Origin of the sequence: Marilutibacter penaei, from assembly GCF_014145395.1 — a bacterium.
Classification (GTDB): Bacteria; Pseudomonadota; Gammaproteobacteria; order Xanthomonadales; family Xanthomonadaceae; genus Marilutibacter; species Marilutibacter penaei.
The window spans coordinates 135,230-151,423 of sequence record NZ_JACHTE010000005.1 but is presented as its reverse complement, the minus strand read 5'-3'; the positions used below and the strand labels follow the sequence as shown (position 1 = coordinate 151,423).

Sequence of the window (16,194 nt, the reverse complement as noted above, 5' to 3'; positions counted from 1 at the left end):
GCGCACGCGGCTGGGGCACAATAGGCGGGTTCCCGCCAACCGGAGCGCGTCGTCCGCATGACCGTCCTGCACCAGATCGACCCGATCGCCTTCCACGTCGGGCCCGTGAGCGTCCACTGGTACGGGATCATGTACCTGCTCGGTTTCCTGGCGGCCTGGTGGCTGGGTCGCATACGGGTGCGCGCGGGGCGCTTGCCCGGGGTGGACGAGCAGGGCTTCGGCGATCTCCTCTTCTACGCCATGCTCGGTGTCGTGCTCGGCGGACGCCTGGGCTGGGTGTTCTTCTATGGGTTCGAAGCCCTGCTCGAGGACCCGCTCATGCTGTTCCGCATCTGGCAGGGCGGCATGAGTTTCCACGGGGGCCTGATCGGCGTACTGGTCGCGTCCTGGTGGTGGGCGCGGCGCAATGGACTGCACTTCTTCGACGTCATTGATTTCGTCGCGCCGCTGGTGCCACCGGGGCTGGGCTTCGGGCGACTGGGCAACTACATCGGTGGCGAGCTGTGGGGCAAGGAGACCGGCGCGGGCTGGGGCGTCGTCTTCCCGAACGGTCTGCCGGAACGCTTCGCCGGGCTCCCGATGGAGCGCTTGCGCGAGCTGCATGCCAACGGTGCGCTGGACGCATTCGCGCGCCATCCGTCGCAGCTTTACCAGGCGGCACTGGAGGGGCTGGTGATGTTCGTCGCGCTGTGGTGGTTCTCCAGCCAGCCCCGACCGCGGTATGCCGTGTCGGGCCTGTTCGCGCTGCTGTACGGCGCGTTCCGGTTCCTCGTCGAATTCGTCCGCGTGCCGGATGCGCAGCTCGGCTACCTGGCGTTCGGCTGGTTGACGATGGGCCAGGTCCTGAGCCTGCCGCTGGTCCTGCTGGGCCTGTTCCTGCTTTGGAAATCACGCGGCGCCCCCGTGCTCTCGCCTGCGTCCCCCGGCCGCGGAGCCTGACCGATGCGCCAGTACCTCGACCTGCTCCAGCACGTCCTCGAGAAGGGCAGCGACAAGGGCGACCGGACCGGTACCGGCACGCGCAGCGTATTCGGCTGGCAGATGCGCTTCGACCTGTCCGAAGGCTTCCCGCTGCTCACGACCAAGAAGCTGCACCTGCGCTCGATCGTGCACGAGCTGCTGTGGTTCCTGCAGGGCGACACCAACATCGCGTACCTGAAGGACCACAAGGTCTCGATCTGGGACGAATGGGCGGATGCCGACGGCAATCTCGGACCGGTGTACGGTCACCAGTGGCGGCACTGGCCGGATGGCAACGGCGGCGAGGTGGACCAGATCCGCTGGGTCGTCGACGAGATCCGCCGCAACCCGGACTCGCGCCGACTGATCGTCAGCGCGTGGAACGTGGCCGACCTGCCGCGCATGGCGCTGATGCCCTGCCACACGATGTTCCAGTTCTACGTGGTCGACGGGAAGCTGAGCTGCCAGCTCTACCAGCGCAGCGGCGACATCTTCCTCGGCGTCCCGTTCAACATCGCCAGCTACGCGCTGCTCACGCACATGGTGGCGCAGGTCTGCGGGCTGGGCGTGGGTGATTTCGTGCATACACTCGGCGATGCGCACCTGTACTCGAACCATTTCGAGCAGGCGCGCGAGCAGCTCTCGCGCACGCCGCGTCCGCTGCCCGTGCTGCGCCTCAACCCGGATGTGACCGACATCTTCGGCTTCCGCTACGAGGACATCGCGATCGAGGACTACGACCCGCACCCGGCCATCAAGGCGCCGGTGGCGGTGTAGGCCGGATCGAAATGACGGACCTTGTGCTGGTCGCCGCGCTCGACCGCAACCGCGCGATCGGTCGCGACAATGATCTGCCGTGGCGTTTGCCGGCCGACCTGAAGCGCTTCAAGGCCGTCACTCTGGGCAAGCCGCTGCTGATGGGCCGCAGGACCGCCGAGTCGCTGGGGCGCGCGCTGCCGGGTCGGCGCAACCTCGTGCTGACCCGGCGCGGGACCGTGCCGTTCGAAGGCATGGAGGCGGTTGCCTCGGTGGACGAAGCACGGGGGGCGGCCGCCGGCGATCCGGAGCTGTGCGTGATCGGGGGCGGCGAGGTCTATGCGCTCTGCCTGCCGCTGGCCGCGCGCCTGCGGCTGACCCACGTGGATACCGAAGTCGAGCGTGCGGACGCCTGGTTCCCGCGCTTCGATCCTGCCGACTGGAGGGTGGAATGGCGCGAGGCACACGACGCCGACGCGAAGCATGCCTTCGCGTTCGAGTTCGTCGACTATCGACGCGCGGGCCTTTAGGCCCGTCTGGCGCGCTCGCCGCCGCGGTTCCGGTTGCCGTCGTCCGGACGTGGCTTGTGGCGCTTGCGCGGGACGGCGGCGGGCGTGTCGCGGCCGGGCACCTGCACGATCCGCAGCTCATCGCTGTCCAACTGCAGTGCCGTCAGCGTGCCGCCCCAGACCGCGCCGGTGTCAAGCGCATGCACGCCATACCCGACGAACAGGCCCAGGGTCGACCAGTGCCCGCAGACGATCTTCAGGTCGCGCTCGGCACGGCCGGGTACTTCGAACCACGGGTACAGGCCGGCGGGCTGGGTGCCCGGCGTGCCTTTTTCCTCGAACGAAATGCGACCGCGCGGCGTGCAGTAGCGCAGCCGTGTCATCACGTTGATGATCGCGCGCATGCGGTCCATGCCGCCGAGGCGGGGACTCCATGCCGGACCGTCGCCGTACATGTGCTTCAGCAGACGCTGGTACTGGTCGCCGTGCAGTTTCTGTTCCACTTCGCGCGCATGGCGCTCGGCCATGGAGGGCGTCCACTTGGGGGCCAGCCCGGCATGCACCATCATCCAGCCGAGGTCACGGTCCACGTGGCAGAGCTTCTGCATGCGCAGCCACTCCAGCAGGACGTCGCGGTCCTCGGCGAGCACGATGCGTTGCAGGTCGGGATTGACCTTGCGCTGCTCCTCCTCGCTGCGCTGGCCGATCGCCAGCAGCGAGAGGTCGTGGTTGCCGAGCACCACCACGCTCTGCTCGCGCAGCGAGTGCACCAGCCGCAGGGTTTCCAGCGACTGGCCGCCGCGGTTGACCAGGTCGCCGCAGAACCACAACCGGTCGCGCGCGGGATCGAACGCGATCTTCTCCAGCAGGCGCTGGGTAGCGTCGTAGCACCCCTGCAGGTCGCCGATGGCCCAGATGCTCATGCCGACCGCCCCGTCAATGCAGCGTGCGGGGCACGGTCAGGGTGAAGGCCGGGATGGGCGCTTCGAACGAGGTGCCATCGTCCGCCATGAGCTGGTAGCGGCCTTCCATGGTGCCAAGGTCGGTTTCCAGCATGGCCCCGGAGGTGTACTCGAAATCCTCGCCGGGCCGGAGCCACGGTTGCTCGCCCAGGACCCCTTCGCCCTCGACCTCCTGCACCTTGCCGTTGGCGTCGGTGATGATCCAGTGGCGGGAAAGCAGGCGCGCGGAAACCGATCCGGTGTTGCGGATCTGGATGGTATAGGCGAAGACGTAACGGTCCTGCTCGGGTTCGGACTGGTCGTCGAGGTAACGGGTCGCGACGGCGATCTCGAGGGCGTATTCAGCGGGGTGGTTCATCGGGACAGTGTACCGGCGCGCGGGGGAGTTCGCGCAGGCGGGGCGTTCAGGACAGGCGGTTCGCGAGCCGGACGAAGGCATCCACCGGCACCTGTTCGGCACGCGTGCCCGGGTCGATGCCGGCGGCGTCGATCGCCTCGGCGTCACATTGCCGGGAGAGCGCATTGCGCAACGTCTTGCGACGCTGGCCGAAGGCGTCGCGGACGATGTCGGCGAAACGGACCGGGTCGTCGATGCCGACCTCGCCCGCGGGCCGCGGGACCAGCCGCACGACCGCCGAGTCGACCTTGGGCGGGGGACGGAATGCGCCCGGCGGGACGTTGAACAACGGGGTCACGCGGCACCACGCCTGCAGCATTACGCTGAGCCGGCCGTAGACCTTGCTGCCGGGCCCTGCGGCCATGCGGTCGACCACCTCTTTCTGCAGCATGAAGGTCATGTCGCGGATCACTGCCGCATGTTCCAGTGCATGGAAGAGGATCGGCGAGGACAGGTTGTAGGGCAGGTTGCCCACCAGTCGCAGCGGCCCTTCCTCGCCCGCGAGCGCGGTGAAATCGACCTCCAGCACGTTCCGATGGATCACCCGCAGCGTGCCGTGCGCGCGCGCCGCCTCGGTCAGCGGGAAGATCAGGTCGCGGTCGAACTCGATCACGGTCAGGCGGCCATGCACGTCGAGCAGGGGAAAGGTGATCGCGCCCTGTCCGGGGCCGATCTCGACCAGGCGGTCTTCCGGCGCGGGATTCACCGCCTTGACGATGCGGTCGATGATGCCGCGTTCGTGCAGGAAGTGCTGGCCGAGGCTCTTCTTCGGCGGATCCTTGAAATGGGAGGCGGTCATGGCGGGAAGTGTAGCGTCGTGGGGGCCGCCGGGGGCTTGGGCCAGCGGGACACGCCGTAAATACATCCATGTAGGCTCGTATGCGGCATCCATGCCGCATACGGTCCCGCCGGCCCAAGCCCCCGCCGACCACCGCGGTGTCGTTGGCAGTCGCGAGAGCGGGCGCATTTCCCTCGCCGGCCGCCGACGTCCCCGTGACGGGGTCGTGGTTGGATGGACTCAGCTTCGGCCGCGGACCGCAGCCCGCCCGCGCACCATGCGCGCGCAGGTGTCGGCGGCGGCGAACAGGCTGGAGGGATCCGCGATGCCGCGGCCAGCGAGGTCCAGCGCGGTGCCGTGGTCGACCGCGACCCGGGGGTAGGGCAGGCCCAGGGTGATGTTCACGGCCTGCTCGAAGCCGCTGTACTTGAGGACCGGCAGGCCCTGGTCGTGGTACATCGCCAGCACCGCATCGAAGCTCCGGAGCTTGCCGGGCAGGAAGGCGGTGTCGGCCGGCAGGGGCCCGACCAGCCGCATGCCAGCCTCGCGACGTTCCGCCAGCAGCGGTTCGATCACCTCGATCTCCTCCTGGCCGAGGTGGCCGGCTTCGCCCGCATGGGGATTCAGCCCCAACACCGCGATCACGGGGTCGGCGATGCCGAAGTCCTGGCGCAGGGCCTGGTGCAGGACGTCGAGCCGGCGAGCCAGCCGCTCGGCGGTGATCGCATCGGCCACGTCCCGCAGCGGCAGGTGGGTGGTGGCCAGCGCGACCCGCACGATGTCGTTGGCCAGCATCATCACCACCTCCCGGCCGGCCTGGTCGGCCAGCAGTTCGGTCGTGCCGGTATAGGCGATACCGCCCTCGTTGATGGTCGCCTTGTGGACCGGGCCGGTCACCAGGCCGTCGAACTCGCCGCGGAGGCAGCCGGCGGCGGCATCGAGCAGGGCGTCGATGACCGCGCGGGCGTTGGCGGGGTCGGCGCGCCCGGGCGATGCGGCGCGCGCGTTGCGAACCTCCTGCAGGGCCAGCGTGCCGGGCGTGGTGCCGGGGTCCCGCGGGTCGGTCAGCTCGAGCGGCAGGCCGAGGCGTGCCGCGGCATCGCGCAGTGTGTCCGGGTCCCCGAAGGCGGTCAGCGCGTGGTCGCGTGGACGCTGGGCCAGGCGGACGCACAGTTCCGGCCCGACGCCGGCCGGCTCACCCGGGACCAGCGCGAGCCGGGGTGCCCGCATGTCAGCTGCCGGTGGGGCCGTCGGTGGCCTGCGGGCCGACCCGCAGGTCGACATAGGCTTCGCTGCGCAGCTCGCGGAGGTAGCGGTTCCACTCCTCTTCCAGCTTGCGCCGGCCAATCGTGTCCGCCACCTGGTTGCGCCGGTTCTGGGCGTTGACGTCGGTCTGGCGGCTGCCGGTACGCTCGATGATGTGCCAGCCGGTGGAGCTGCGGAACGGCGCCGAGGTTTCGCCGTCGGCCAGGCCGGTGACCTGCGCCCCGAACTCGTACCCGAACTGGTCGGCATTGAACCAGCCGAGGTCGCCACCGCGCACCTTGCTGTTCAGGTCCTCGGATTCCTCGCCCGCCAGTTCGGCGAAATCGGCGCCGCCTGCCAGCCGCGCGGCCAGCGTATCGATGCGGGCCTTGGCCTGGGCATCGGAGGTGTCCTCGTCGACGCGGATCAGGATGTGGCGCGCCTTGTACTGGGTGACGGTCTGTGCGCTGCTGTCCTCGCTGGCGTTGCGGCTCTCCACGACTTGCAGCAGCTGGAAGCCGGACGGGCCGCGCAGCGGATCACTGACCTCGCCGGGCGCCATGTTGCTGACCAGCTGGATGAAGGCGCTGGGGATCTCGTCGCTGGAACGCCAGCCCAGGTCGCCGCCCTCGAGCGCGTTGGGGCTGTCGGAATAGCGGACCGCCGCGGCGGCGAAGTCCATCTCACCCCGGTCCAGCAGGCCCTTCACGCCTTCGATCTTGCGTTGCGCGACCGCGATCTGCTCCGGGGTCGCGCCCTCGGGCAGCGCCACCAGGATGTGCGCGAGGTGGTACTGGACGCCGCCGGCGGCCTGCGCTTCCAGCGCGGCGTCGATCTCGCCGTCGCTGACCGATACGCGGCTCTGGGCGTAGCTCTGGCGGAGCTTCTGGGTCAGCAGCTCGTCGCGGATCGAGCTGCGGAACTCCTCGTAGGACGTCCCGTCGCGCACGAGCTGCGCGCGCAGCAGGTCGAGGCTGATGTTGTTCTGGGCGGCGATGTTGGCGATCGCCGCGTCCACTTCCTGGTTGCTTGTGCGGATGCCCGAGGCTTCCGCGCGGGCCACCTGGAGCTTGAGCAGCACCAGGCGCTCCAGCACCTGCCGTTCCAGCACGTCACGCGGCGGAAGCTGCGCTTCGCGGCCGGCGTACTGGGCCAGGATGTTCTGCATGGCGCGATCGAGCTCGCTGCGCAGGATCACGTCTTCGTCGACGATCGCGACGATGCCGTCGATGGGCTGGAGCTGGCCGGATGGCGTTGCCTGCTGGGCCTGGACAGTGGTCGCGGAGAGGGCGGCCACGAGGGCGCAGGCGAGGAGTTTCTTCATAGGAGCGGATCAGCAGACGATTCGACGTTGTCGTCGGTAATGAGGGACGGCGGCACCAGATAGAGGTCGTCGCGGTCGTATCCGAGGATAGCACGGCGCAGTTCGCGTTCCGTCTTCTGGCCGGCCGAGCCGAGGCCCTTGAGCTCGAACTCCAGGCGCAGGGAGTCGTCCAGGTCGCCGTCGCGGTTGCGGACGTAGCGGCGGGCGATCAGGCGGACTGCCAGGCAGCAGTCTTCCCACTGGACGCCGGCAATGGATTCCAGCAGCTTGTCGTCCAGCAGTGAGTAGTAGTAGCGCCCCACCACGCTCCAGTTGTCGCTGACCGGGTAGAGGAAGGAGAAGTCCACCTGCTCCAGCAGGTCCTCGCGGTCGGTCGGCCGGCGCCGGTAGCGGTAGCCCAGGTTGATGACGCCCGAGTCCTTGAGCAGGTACCGCAGGCGCACGCTGGCCAGGTCCTCGCCCTTGAACTTGGGATCCCACTGGTAGCCGACGTTGATCTTCCAGCGGTCGTTGGGGGACACGCTGACGTCGGCGATCCACGCCGACTTGCCCTGCTCGATGGGCTGCTCGCTGCCCAGGGTGGTGCGGACGTCGTCGAAATACTGGATCTGGCCGATGCTGGCGGCCAGCCGCTCCCGGCCGTCGTCCTCGCTGATCAGGCGGGTGGTCAGCGCCGCGGTCAGCTGGTTGGCGTCGGTCTGGCGGTCTGCGCCGGTGTACCGGTTGTCGCGGAACAGCTGGCCCCAGCTGTAGGTCATCGGGGCGGTGTCGAAGCTGGGGATGCCGCTCTGGTCCCGGTAGGGGACGTTCAGGTAGTAGATCCGCGGCTCGAGGGTGTGCAGGTAGTTCTCGCCGCCGATGCGGGTCTCGCGGTCGAAGAACAGGCCCGCGTCGATCGACGTGATCGGCATGCTGCGGCTGGGCGATGCGTCGCCGAACCGGTTGGCGAGGGTGTCGTCCAGCTCGTAGCCGGTGTAACGCCACGCGAGGGTGGGGCGCACGAACCAGCTGTTGCCTTCCAGCGGCATGCTGACCCAGGGCTTGAGGTCAAGCCGGGTACCGCCGCCCTTGAGGTCGACTTCGTGCTGGAAGCGGACGACCTCGGCGTTCAGGCCGGTCTCGAACCACTGGCCCTGGGGCTGCTCCCAGTTGAAGTAGGCGCGCGGGAGCCGGTCGAAGCGCAGGCTGCTCTCGCTGACGGTGTAGTCGGTGAGCTGCTGGTGGTCGGCCATCAGGCCGGCGTCCCAGTAGCGACCCCGGCCGAACAGGCCCATGCTGCTGGTCATCGCGTACGCCGAGCGCCCGAACAGGCTGTTGCTGAAGTCGTCCAGGTAATGGGTATCGCTGACCCAGCCCAGGTTGGCGCGCGCATGCCAGCTGCCGCCCAGCCAGTCGGCGTCGATGTTGTGGGTGGCTTTCAGCCGGAACAGGCCGCGGTCATCCTCGGGCAACGTGGCGCCCGGGATCGGGGTGCCGTTGGGGAGGAAGAAGTAATCGTCGGGATCGCGGGACGGCAGCCGGTCGTGCGGCATCCACTCGCCGTAGACCTCGCCCTCGCCCTGCGGGTACAGCCAGCGGAACTCGGCGCCGAGCTGCGGGCCGCGGTCGGTCATGATGCGGGGGAAAAACGTCGCGTCGTAGTTCGGCGCGATGTTCCAGTAGATCGGCTGCTCCCAGTCGAACCCGTCGCGGCTGGACATCGAGATCGACGGATACAGCAGGCCGCTGCGGCGACGGTCGTCGGTCGGGAACATGAACCACGGGACATACAGCACCGGCACGTTGCCGACGCGCAGGACGGCGTTCCGGGCCACCGCCATGCCTTCGTCGGTGTCGATGTCGATGCGGTGGGCGCGCAGCTGCCACTTTTCCTCGCCAGGGGGGCAGGTGGTGTACGTGGAGCCGACCAGGGCGCCCTGGGCCCCGTTGAGTTCGATCCGATCGGCGCCGCCGTTGCCGCGACGGTCGATCAGCTGGTAACGCAGATCGCTGATGACGTGGCGGTCGTTGTTCTGGTTGCCTTCCGCATGGTCGGCCACGATGCGCATCCCGGAATCCTGGTACCGCACGCCGCCTTCGGCGGTGTAGGTGCCGGTTTCCTCGTGGAAGCTGAGGGTGTCGGTATGCAGGAACTGGTCGCCGCGGGTCAGGCGCACGTTGTCCTGGACGATGATGTTCTCGCCCGTCGCCTCGCGTTCCAGGTGGCCGCCTTCGATGTCGGTGGGCGCGTCCTGTCGCGCCTCGGGCCCGGTCGTGGCTTCCGGGGCGTCGTCAAACGCCGGTACTGCGTCGCCGACCGGGCACAGGCTCCAGTCTTCCTCGTCCTCGGCGGCCTGCACCGGGAGCGCCAGCGCGATGCACAGGGACAGAGGCAAGAGGCGGAGGGTTTGGCGCACGCGGTCATCCGGCGGTGGTGGCAGAGCGGCGGTTAGCTTGCCCCATCGCCCGTGGAGCGGCAATGCACGGCCAGGGGGGCTCGTTCATCTGGCGGGGCCGGGACGCTCAGGCGGGCGGCGTCTCGCGCAAAGCCCCCACGTGGGCGACGCTGCATTCCCGCAGGGCCTGCAGGTCGTATCCGCCTTCGAGCATCGACACCACGCGCCCACTCGCGTGGCGGTCGGCGATCGCTACCAGTTCGCGGGTCAGCCAGGCGAAATCGTCCGCGTCCAGGGTGAGGCCGGCGAGCGGGTCCAGGCGGTGTGCGTCGAAGCCCGCGGACACCAGCAGCAGCTGAGGCCTGAAAGCGTCCAGCGTCGGCAGCAGGCGCTCCCCCCACGCCGCACGGAACGCCGTACTGCCGTCGCCGCACGCGAGGGGGGCATTGAGGACGTTGCCCACGCCGCGCTCGTGGACGTGGCCGGTGTCGGGGTACAGCGGCATCTGGTGCGAACTGAGGTACATGACACGGGGATCGCTGCGGAAGATCGCCTGGGTCCCGTTGCCGTGGTGCACGTCGAAGTCCACCACCGCGACCCGCGCGAGGCCATGCCGCTCGCAGGCATGCGCCGCGGCCACGGCAATGCTGTTGAACAGGCAGAACCCCATGGGGGCGGTGTCCGTCGCGTGGTGGCCGGGGGGGCGGATCGCGCAGAAGGCCCGCCGCGGGCCGTGGCCGAGGACTGCGTCTACCGCGGCGACGCCGGCCCCGGCCGCGCGCAACGCGGCATCGGCCGAATGCGGGCCCAGGACCGTGTCCGGGTCCAGCGCGACGCGTTCCCCATGCGGCAGCGGCGTGTCGAGCACCAACGCCAGCAGGGCGTCATCGTGCACGCGCAGCAACTGTCCGCGGGTCGCGCAGGGCGCGGTATGCCAGTCGAGATCGGGAAAGGCCGCCCCGAGCGCCTCGGTCACCGCGGCCAGCCGGGCCGGGCGCTCCGCATGGGCCGCGCCGGGATCGTGTAGGAGGCAGTCGGGATGGCTGTAGATGCGCATTGGGTCCACCCCGCGCCGGTCAGGCCCTGCGCCGCTCGTGGTTCCAGAGCACCTCGCCGTGCCCGCTGGCCCGGGCGAGTACGCGGGCCAGCACGAACAGCAGGTCCGACAGGCGGTTGAGGTAATGCACGGCCTCGGGGCGCACGTCTTCCACCCGGGACAGGGCCACCGCTTCGCGTTCGGCGCGACGGACCACCGTGCGGGCCACATGGCAGCGTGCTGCCGCCTCGCCGCCACCGGGGAGGATGAAGTCCTTCAGGGCCGGCAGGTCCTCGTTGAGGCGGTCGAGATGCACTTCGAGCCGCTCGACGTCCGCGGCGCCGATGGCCGCATGGCCGGGGATGCACAGTTCTCCGCCGAGGTCGAACAGCTGGTGCTGGATAGCGGTCAGCAGTGCGCGCACGTCATCGGGGAGGTCGCAGGCCAGCAGCAGGCCCAGGCAGGAGTTGGCTTCGTCCACGGTGCCATAGGCCGCGACCCGCGCGGAATCCTTGCCGGTACGGCTGCCATCGCCCAGTCCGGTGCTGCCGTCGTCGCCGGTGCGCGTGTAGATCCTGGACAGGCGATTGCCCATGGCTCAGGCGGTGCGTGCCTGGAGGGCCGGCAGGCGGCTGCGCAGCAGCGCGAAACCACCGAAGAGCACGGCTGCGTAGAACAGCGTACCGAGGACCGTCCACTGGAAGAACGGGATGCCGGCGGCATACGCGAGGCCCAGTCCCCCCAGTGTTTTCGGATACATGGGGTCGGTCAGCCAGGCGCCGGCATTGCTCACGATGAAGAACAGCAGCGAAGTGCCGATCGCGAACCCCAGCACGCGGGCCCCGCCGACCTTGCCGCGCAGGCCGAATCCGATCGCGGTAATCGCGGCGACGCAGCCGTAGCCCAGCCAGATGCCCGCGCCGCTGAACCAGCTTGCGTAGAGGCCGCCGTTGATCGTGGCGAGGAGGAGGTCGGACAGCAGCATCGCGGCGAGCGGGACGATGAACGCCCATTGGCGGGAGGCGAAGTAGGCGCCGCCGAACAAGGCGATCGCGACCACCGGCGAGAAGTTGGGCGGATGCGGCAAGACCCGGGTCAGCGCGGCACCGAGGATCAGCGCGGCAAGCACCAGAGGTCCGGCGGAGAAGATCCCGTTCGTGGATGCGCGGGACGGGACGGTCGTGGGGGATGCGCTGCGGTTCATGGTGCGACGACGTGGCGTGGACGTGGGAAGCGGATAGCATAGCGCAGAGGGTGGGCCGCTCGCGGCGGCGTGCTGCATGGCACCATGGCGCGCAGGCCGTCGCCGGCCCTCCGTGTCTCCACAGGATCCATGCCCGACATGCCCCCCAGTACCGACGCGCCCGCCGACACCCCCTGCCATGACGTGCTGATCGTGGGGGGCGGCCTGGTGGGCGCGAGCCTGGCGATCGCCCTGGACGGACTGGGCGTGGACGTGGGGCTGGTCGAGGCGGCGCCGCCCGGCTCGCTTCCGGCGGTGTTCGACGAGCGCAACCTCAGCTTCGCCGAGGCCACGGTCAACGCACTCACCGCGCTGGGCGTGATGCAGAAGCTGCATGCCCCCACGGGCCGCATCCAGCGCATACACATCAGCCGTCGCGGCGACCTCGGCCGTGCCCTGCTGGACGCGACGGACCATGGGCGCGAGGCCTTCGGGCAGGTCGTGGTTGCGCGGGACTTCGGGGATGCGCTCGAGGCCCGGCTGGCGGAGCTCCCGGGCCTGCTGCGGTACCGCCCCGTTCGTTTCGTGGGCCTTGAGGCGGGCGACACGGCGGCCTGGCGGGCGGTCCGGGTCGCCGACCAGGGAGGGGAGCGGGTGCTGCGCGCGCGGCTCCTCGTGGCCGCGGACGGCACCCGCAGCCAGGTCCGGGAGGCCCTCGGGATCGGCAGCGACCTGCATGACTATGAGCAGACCCTGCTCGTGACCCGGCTGCGTGCCGAACGCGCCCCCGACGGGACCGCGTACGAGCGCCTGGGGGCGCACGGACCCACCGCCCTGTTGCCGCGCGGCGACCGCCACTTCGGATTGGTCCATGGCGTGGCACGTGACGAGGCCGAGGCGGTGGCCGGACTGGCCGAGCCAGCCTTGCTCGAGCGCGTGCAGGAAGCCTTTGGCTGGCGCGTGGGACGCTTCCTGTCCTGTGGACGCCCGAGCCAGTACCCGGCGATCCGCCTGCTGGCCGAACGCACCGTCGCTCCGCGCGCGGTGCTGGTGGGCAACGCCGCCCAAAGCATCCATCCGATCGGCGCGCAGGGCTTCAACCTGGGCCTGCGCGACGCACTCACGCTCGCGGAGCTGATTGGCGAGGCGCGCGCGCGGGATCCCGCCGCCGATTGTGGCGAGGCGGGTCTGCTCCGTTCGCATGTGGAACGTCGGCATGTCGATCGCGAGGAGACCGTGGCCTTGTCGGACGGTCTGGCGAAGTTGAGCGCGAACCCGGCGCCGTTGCTGCGTCCGCTGCGCAGCCTGGGTCTGTTCGCACTGGAGCGGGTGCCTTCGGTCCAGGCCGCCCTGGTCGGGGGCGCGCTGGGATACCGGGGCCACGTCCCGGCGTTGTGCCGGGCACCGGCATGAGCCGCCGCGACCTGTACGACATCGTGGTGGTGGGCGCTGGGGTGGTCGGCGCCACCGCCGCCCTGGCCTGCGCGCGCGATGGCCTGCGCGTCGCCCTGGTGGAGGCCCGCCCGCCCGCGCCTTGGCGTGCGGAAGCGCCGGACCTGCGCGTATATGCCTTCGCGCCCGACAATGCCGCCTTGCTGGACGACCTCGGCGTCTGGCGCGGGGTGCGCGAGTCCCGGGCCCAGCCCTACCGTTCGATGCGGGTGTGGGACGCGGGCGGGGGCACACCGCTGGCGTTCGATGCCGACGCGTTCGCCCGTCGCGAACTCGGGTGGATCGTCGAGAACGCGTTGCTGGTCGACCGGCTCTGGCATGCCTTGGCGCCTGCGGGAGTCGATCTGCACTGTCCGGACCGGGTCGCGATGCTGGAGCAGGATGCGACCCATGCCACGCTCCAGCTCGAGTCGGGCCTGCGCGTGCACGCACGGCTGGTGCTGGCTGCCGATGGGGGCGACTCGCAGCTGCGTGGCCTCGCGGGCATCGAGACGGTGACCCGCGATGCGGGACAGAGTGGGCTGGTCGCCTTCGTCGACCACGCCCATCCGCACGGCGACACCTGCTGGCAGCGGTTCCTGCCCACCGGCCCACTCGCCTTCCTGCCGTTCGCCGGGCACGGGGGCCGGCGCAGCTCGATCGTCTGGACGCTGCCCGAATCCGAGGCCCTGAGGCTGCGCGATGTCGACGAGAGTGCATTCCTCAACGAGCTTGAACGCGCCTTCGACGGACCGCCGGGGCCCGTCCAGGCGGTATCGAAACGCGTGGCGTTCCCGCTGAAACGCCAGCTGGCCGAGGCCTGTGTCGCGGGGCGCGTGGCATTGCTCGGCGATGCCGCGCACGTCGTCCATCCCCTTGCGGGCCAGGGCGTGAACCTGGGCCTGCGGGATGTCTCGAGCCTCCGTGCCTCGCTCCGCGGCGCGACCCGCAGGGGCCTGGAGATCGGCTCGGCCTCGCGTCTCGCGCGCTGGGCCCGCACGCGCCGCAGTGAAAACGCGCTGGCCGCGCACGCCTTCGATGGTCTCAACCGGGTGTTCTCCAACGAGGCCCTGGTGCCGACCCTGTTGCGGGGTCCCGCCATGGGCCTGGTCGGGCGGTTCCCTCCGATCACCCACGCCCTGTGGCGGCGTGCGGCCGGCCTTTGATCATGGGGCCTGTGGCCGCGAGGCACTAAACGCGGGTCGTTCCAGCGGGACACGTCCTCCCGGGACGCGTCCCGCCGGTGGCGCTCAGCGCACGTTCGCCCAGTCCTCGAATTCGCCTGCGGACAACCGACCATCGCGGTCTGCGTCGATGCGCTCGAAATGATGCGCGACAGCGACATGCGTGGACGCTTCGGCCGGATCCAGCCACTGGTCGCCATCGCGATCCAGCGTGCCGAAGTCGGCGGCCGGAATGTCCACCGCCTGGCCGGACGGAAGCGAACGCACCGTCAGTTGGGGCGCCACCGGCTCAGGGAGCGGGGCGGTGGCGGCAGGTGCCGCAGTCGTGGCGAGCGCGGTGGCCTCGGCCGCCGAGCGGGCCTGGGAGGTGGCCAGGATCGCAGCGGCGGTGGCGTTCGCTGCCTCGTTGGCGGCCTGGCGTGCATCTTCGGCGGCTGCGACCGGATTGGCACCGCGTTGCGCAACCGTTTCCGCGGTCAACGCACGGTTGGCCGCGTTCACCGCCTCGTTCGCGGCTTCCAGCGCATTGGCCGACGACAGGTCGGCGGTATGCGCGGTGCTGCGCGCTGCGATCGCGCCTTCGACGGTTGTCGCGCCCGCATCGCGGGTCTCCGCAGCGGCCTGCGCGGCTTCCTGCGCGACCGCGGCCTGATGGCGCGCCGCACGCGCCTCGGCGACCGCGATCTCGGCGTCTTGCCCGGCTTCCACCTTCGCCTCGACCTCTGACTGCACCTGTTGCGCGACGGCCGGGGCGATACATGTCGCCAGTGCCACGGCCAGGAGGGCGCGGCGGGCGCTGGGGCCATCGACTCGCAGGGCGGGGACTCGCATGGCACGGCTCCTTTCTGGTTGGGTCGGGACCGATGCTGGGGACGCGGCTATCAAGTCCGCGTCAAATTGCGGAACCGGGGATGAACGTGGCCGGCGGCACTGGACGGCTTGCGTTCAGCGCGGCCGCGCGAAGACGGTGATCTCTTCGCGATCGTGATACAGCTGGCGTGCGCGTATGTGCAGGGGACGGCCTGCCTGCGCTTCGAACAGGTCGAGGCAGAGGCGCGTTTCGTCCCAGCGTTTTTTCATCGGCAGCTTGAGGTTGAAGATGGCTTGCCGGCACCAGCCTTCGTGGAACCAGGTCGCCATGCGCTCGGCGACGCGGCGCGGCTGCTCGACCATGTCGCAGACCATCCAGTCCAGCGGCTGCGGGGGGTGCCATCGAAAGCCATCGGCACGCAGGTGCTCGAGGCGGCCCGTGTCGAACAGATGGCCTCGCAGGGGACCATTGTCGATCGCGGTCATGTGCAGGCCCTTGCGAAGCATGACCCAGGTCCAGCCGCCGGGTGCGGCCCCGAGGTCGGCGCCGGTGAGGCCATCGCGAAGCAGCTCCCGGCGCTCGTCCGCATCCATCAGTACGGCGAGGGCCTCTTCGAGCTTGAGCGCGGAGCGGCTGGGCGCTTCGTGATGCATGCGCAGGCGCGGGATGCCTCCGGGCCAGGGCGCGCTGTCCCCGGGATGGCTGCGGGCGAGCAGGGCGTGTTTGCCGTCGAGGAAGACCACGTGCAACCGGGGCCGGTGCGGCACATCCCGGGCCGAGAGCCAGCCGGCCTTGCGCAGGGCCGGTCGAAGCGCGTTGCCAAAGCTGCGGGCCAGGCCGGACAGCGGGCGGGAGGCGTCCGAGTCCGGGTGCTCCACCTGCAGCTCCCCGAAGGGCGGTTGGCCGTCGCGCCGCACCGCGGCCCCCTCCAGGGCGGCCAGGATCGGTGCGATCCGGTCGCTCGGGTCCAGGGCGCTCAGCTCCGCGAGGCGCAGCAGCTTCTGCCGTGCGAAGACGAGCTCCGCGAACGGCAGCGCCCGTGCCAGTGCGGGGGCGGTGTCGCTGATGAACTGGACGAAGCCACTGTCGCGTTCGGTGCGGGCGTAGCCGGCGTGGCCGAGCAGCGCGGCGCGCGCGGTGAGCTCGGCGGCGAGTTCGGGCTCGAAACCGGCGCGGCAGTGGCAGAACAGCGCGTCCGCGCGAGGGCCGTCGAGAGCGTCGGGTCGGAGGTCCATGTGGGGCG

Annotated in this window: 16 protein-coding genes; 5 read left to right on the top strand and 11 right to left on the bottom strand. The window is 70.2% G+C overall.

What is annotated here, in order from left to right; genetic code table 11:
* Window positions 1-57 precede the first annotated feature (57 nt).
* Genes lgt through H4F99_RS08225 form a run of 3 tightly spaced genes read left to right on the top strand, consistent with a single transcriptional unit; the run spans window position 58 to window position 2,246 of the window.
* The gene (gene lgt / locus H4F99_RS08235) at window positions 58-939 is read left to right on the top strand and encodes a prolipoprotein diacylglyceryl transferase (protein WP_182669261.1); all 882 of its coding nucleotides are present in this window, start codon (window positions 58-60) and stop codon (window positions 937-939) included.
* 3 nt (window positions 940-942) lie between these two features.
* Window positions 943-1,737, top strand: a complete 795-nt coding sequence (locus H4F99_RS08230; protein WP_182669260.1) for a thymidylate synthase — start codon at window positions 943-945, stop codon at window positions 1,735-1,737.
* Between the two features lie 11 nt (window positions 1,738-1,748).
* Window positions 1,749-2,246: a dihydrofolate reductase gene (locus H4F99_RS08225; protein WP_182669259.1), complete on the top strand. Its 498-nt coding sequence runs from the start codon at window positions 1,749-1,751 to the stop codon at window positions 2,244-2,246.
* Here the strand turns inward: H4F99_RS08225 and H4F99_RS08220 are convergent.
* The 9 genes from H4F99_RS08220 to H4F99_RS08180 all read right to left on the bottom strand — a co-directional run bounded on the left by H4F99_RS08220 (window position 2,243) and on the right by H4F99_RS08180 (window position 11,471).
* A complete protein-coding gene (locus tag H4F99_RS08220; protein WP_182669258.1) occupies window positions 2,243-3,148 on the bottom strand; it encodes a symmetrical bis(5'-nucleosyl)-tetraphosphatase in 906 nt (301 codons plus the stop codon). The two genes, H4F99_RS08225 and H4F99_RS08220, sit on opposite strands and share 4 nt — an antisense overlap.
* A gap of 13 nt (window positions 3,149-3,161) precedes the next feature.
* Entirely contained in the window at window positions 3,162-3,545 is a 384-nt protein-coding gene (gene apaG / locus H4F99_RS08215) for a Co2+/Mg2+ efflux protein ApaG (protein ID WP_182669257.1), read from the bottom strand.
* Window positions 3,546-3,591: 46 nt separating this feature from the next.
* Window positions 3,592-4,383, bottom strand: coding sequence for a 16S rRNA (adenine(1518)-N(6)/adenine(1519)-N(6))-dimethyltransferase RsmA (gene rsmA, locus H4F99_RS08210; RefSeq protein ID WP_182669256.1), 792 nt, complete (start codon window positions 4,381-4,383; stop codon window positions 3,592-3,594).
* Window positions 4,384-4,602: 219 nt separating this feature from the next.
* Window positions 4,603-5,592: a 4-hydroxythreonine-4-phosphate dehydrogenase PdxA gene (gene pdxA / locus H4F99_RS08205; protein WP_182669255.1), complete on the bottom strand. Its 990-nt coding sequence runs from the start codon at window positions 5,590-5,592 to the stop codon at window positions 4,603-4,605.
* 1 nt (window position 5,593) lies between these two features.
* Window positions 5,594-6,931: a peptidylprolyl isomerase gene (locus H4F99_RS08200; protein ID WP_182669254.1), complete on the bottom strand. Its 1,338-nt coding sequence runs from the start codon at window positions 6,929-6,931 to the stop codon at window positions 5,594-5,596.
* Entirely contained in the window at window positions 6,928-9,327 is a 2,400-nt protein-coding gene (lptD, locus tag H4F99_RS08195; RefSeq protein ID WP_182669253.1) for an LPS assembly protein LptD, read from the bottom strand. The genes H4F99_RS08200 and lptD overlap by 4 nt, the downstream gene beginning before the upstream one ends.
* Before the next feature lie 106 nt (window positions 9,328-9,433).
* Window positions 9,434-10,363: a histone deacetylase family protein gene (locus tag H4F99_RS08190; RefSeq protein WP_182669252.1), complete on the bottom strand. Its 930-nt coding sequence runs from the start codon at window positions 10,361-10,363 to the stop codon at window positions 9,434-9,436.
* A gap of 19 nt (window positions 10,364-10,382) precedes the next feature.
* A complete protein-coding gene (locus H4F99_RS08185) occupies window positions 10,383-10,937 on the bottom strand; it encodes a cob(I)yrinic acid a,c-diamide adenosyltransferase (protein WP_182669251.1) in 555 nt (184 codons plus the stop codon).
* Between the two features lie 3 nt (window positions 10,938-10,940).
* Window positions 10,941-11,471 (bottom strand): DUF6580 family putative transport protein, encoded by a 531-nt coding sequence (locus tag H4F99_RS08180; protein WP_182669250.1) that lies wholly within the window; start codon window positions 11,469-11,471, stop codon window positions 10,941-10,943.
* 213 nt (window positions 11,472-11,684) lie between these two features.
* On the opposite strand from H4F99_RS08180, the gene ubiH reads away from it, so the two are divergent.
* Window positions 11,685-12,938: a 2-octaprenyl-6-methoxyphenyl hydroxylase gene (gene ubiH, locus H4F99_RS08175; RefSeq protein ID WP_182669249.1), complete on the top strand. Its 1,254-nt coding sequence runs from the start codon at window positions 11,685-11,687 to the stop codon at window positions 12,936-12,938.
* Window positions 12,935-14,122: an FAD-dependent oxidoreductase gene (locus H4F99_RS08170; RefSeq protein ID WP_182669248.1), complete on the top strand. Its 1,188-nt coding sequence runs from the start codon at window positions 12,935-12,937 to the stop codon at window positions 14,120-14,122. Before ubiH ends, H4F99_RS08170 begins: the two co-directional genes overlap by 4 nt.
* Window positions 14,123-14,206: 84 nt before the next feature.
* Here the strand turns inward: H4F99_RS08170 and H4F99_RS08165 are convergent, their stop codons facing one another.
* Together H4F99_RS08165 and rlmM are read right to left on the bottom strand one after the other, a co-directional pair.
* The gene (locus tag H4F99_RS08165) at window positions 14,207-14,971 is read right to left on the bottom strand and encodes an EF-hand domain-containing protein (RefSeq protein ID WP_182669247.1); all 765 of its coding nucleotides are present in this window, start codon (window positions 14,969-14,971) and stop codon (window positions 14,207-14,209) included.
* A gap of 114 nt (window positions 14,972-15,085) precedes the next feature.
* On the bottom strand, window positions 15,086-16,186 hold the full coding sequence (gene rlmM, locus H4F99_RS08160) for a 23S rRNA (cytidine(2498)-2'-O)-methyltransferase RlmM (RefSeq protein ID WP_182669246.1): 1,101 nt from the start codon (window positions 16,184-16,186) through the stop codon (window positions 15,086-15,088).
* Window positions 16,187-16,194: the final 8 nt, after the last annotated feature.

Bases quoted from the DNA above. Each gene is read 5' to 3' on its own strand.
- H4F99_RS08220 (WP_182669258.1), bottom strand. From the start codon at position 3,148: ATGAGCATCTGGGCCATCGGCGACCTGCAGGGGTGCTACGACGCTACC.
- H4F99_RS08165 (WP_182669247.1), bottom strand. From the start codon at position 14,971: ATGCGAGTCCCCGCCCTGCGAGTCGATGGCCCCAGCGCCCGCCGCGCC.
- rlmM (WP_182669246.1), bottom strand. From the start codon at position 16,186: ATGGACCTCCGACCCGACGCTCTCGACGGCCCTCGCGCGGACGCGCTG.
- H4F99_RS08230 (WP_182669260.1), top strand. From the start codon at position 943: ATGCGCCAGTACCTCGACCTGCTCCAGCACGTCCTCGAGAAGGGCAGC.
- rsmA (WP_182669256.1), bottom strand. From the start codon at position 4,383: ATGACCGCCTCCCATTTCAAGGATCCGCCGAAGAAGAGCCTCGGCCAG.
- H4F99_RS08190 (WP_182669252.1), bottom strand. From the start codon at position 10,363: ATGCGCATCTACAGCCATCCCGACTGCCTCCTACACGATCCCGGCGCG.
- ubiH (WP_182669249.1), top strand. From the start codon at position 11,685: ATGCCCCCCAGTACCGACGCGCCCGCCGACACCCCCTGCCATGACGTG.
- H4F99_RS08225 (WP_182669259.1), top strand. From the start codon at position 1,749: ATGACGGACCTTGTGCTGGTCGCCGCGCTCGACCGCAACCGCGCGATC.
- lgt (WP_182669261.1), top strand. From the start codon at position 58: ATGACCGTCCTGCACCAGATCGACCCGATCGCCTTCCACGTCGGGCCC.
- pdxA (WP_182669255.1), bottom strand. From the start codon at position 5,592: ATGCGGGCACCCCGGCTCGCGCTGGTCCCGGGTGAGCCGGCCGGCGTC.
- H4F99_RS08170 (WP_182669248.1), top strand. From the start codon at position 12,935: ATGAGCCGCCGCGACCTGTACGACATCGTGGTGGTGGGCGCTGGGGTG.
- H4F99_RS08185 (WP_182669251.1), bottom strand. From the start codon at position 10,937: ATGGGCAATCGCCTGTCCAGGATCTACACGCGCACCGGCGACGACGGC.
- H4F99_RS08200 (WP_182669254.1), bottom strand. From the start codon at position 6,931: ATGAAGAAACTCCTCGCCTGCGCCCTCGTGGCCGCCCTCTCCGCGACC.
- apaG (WP_182669257.1), bottom strand. From the start codon at position 3,545: ATGAACCACCCCGCTGAATACGCCCTCGAGATCGCCGTCGCGACCCGT.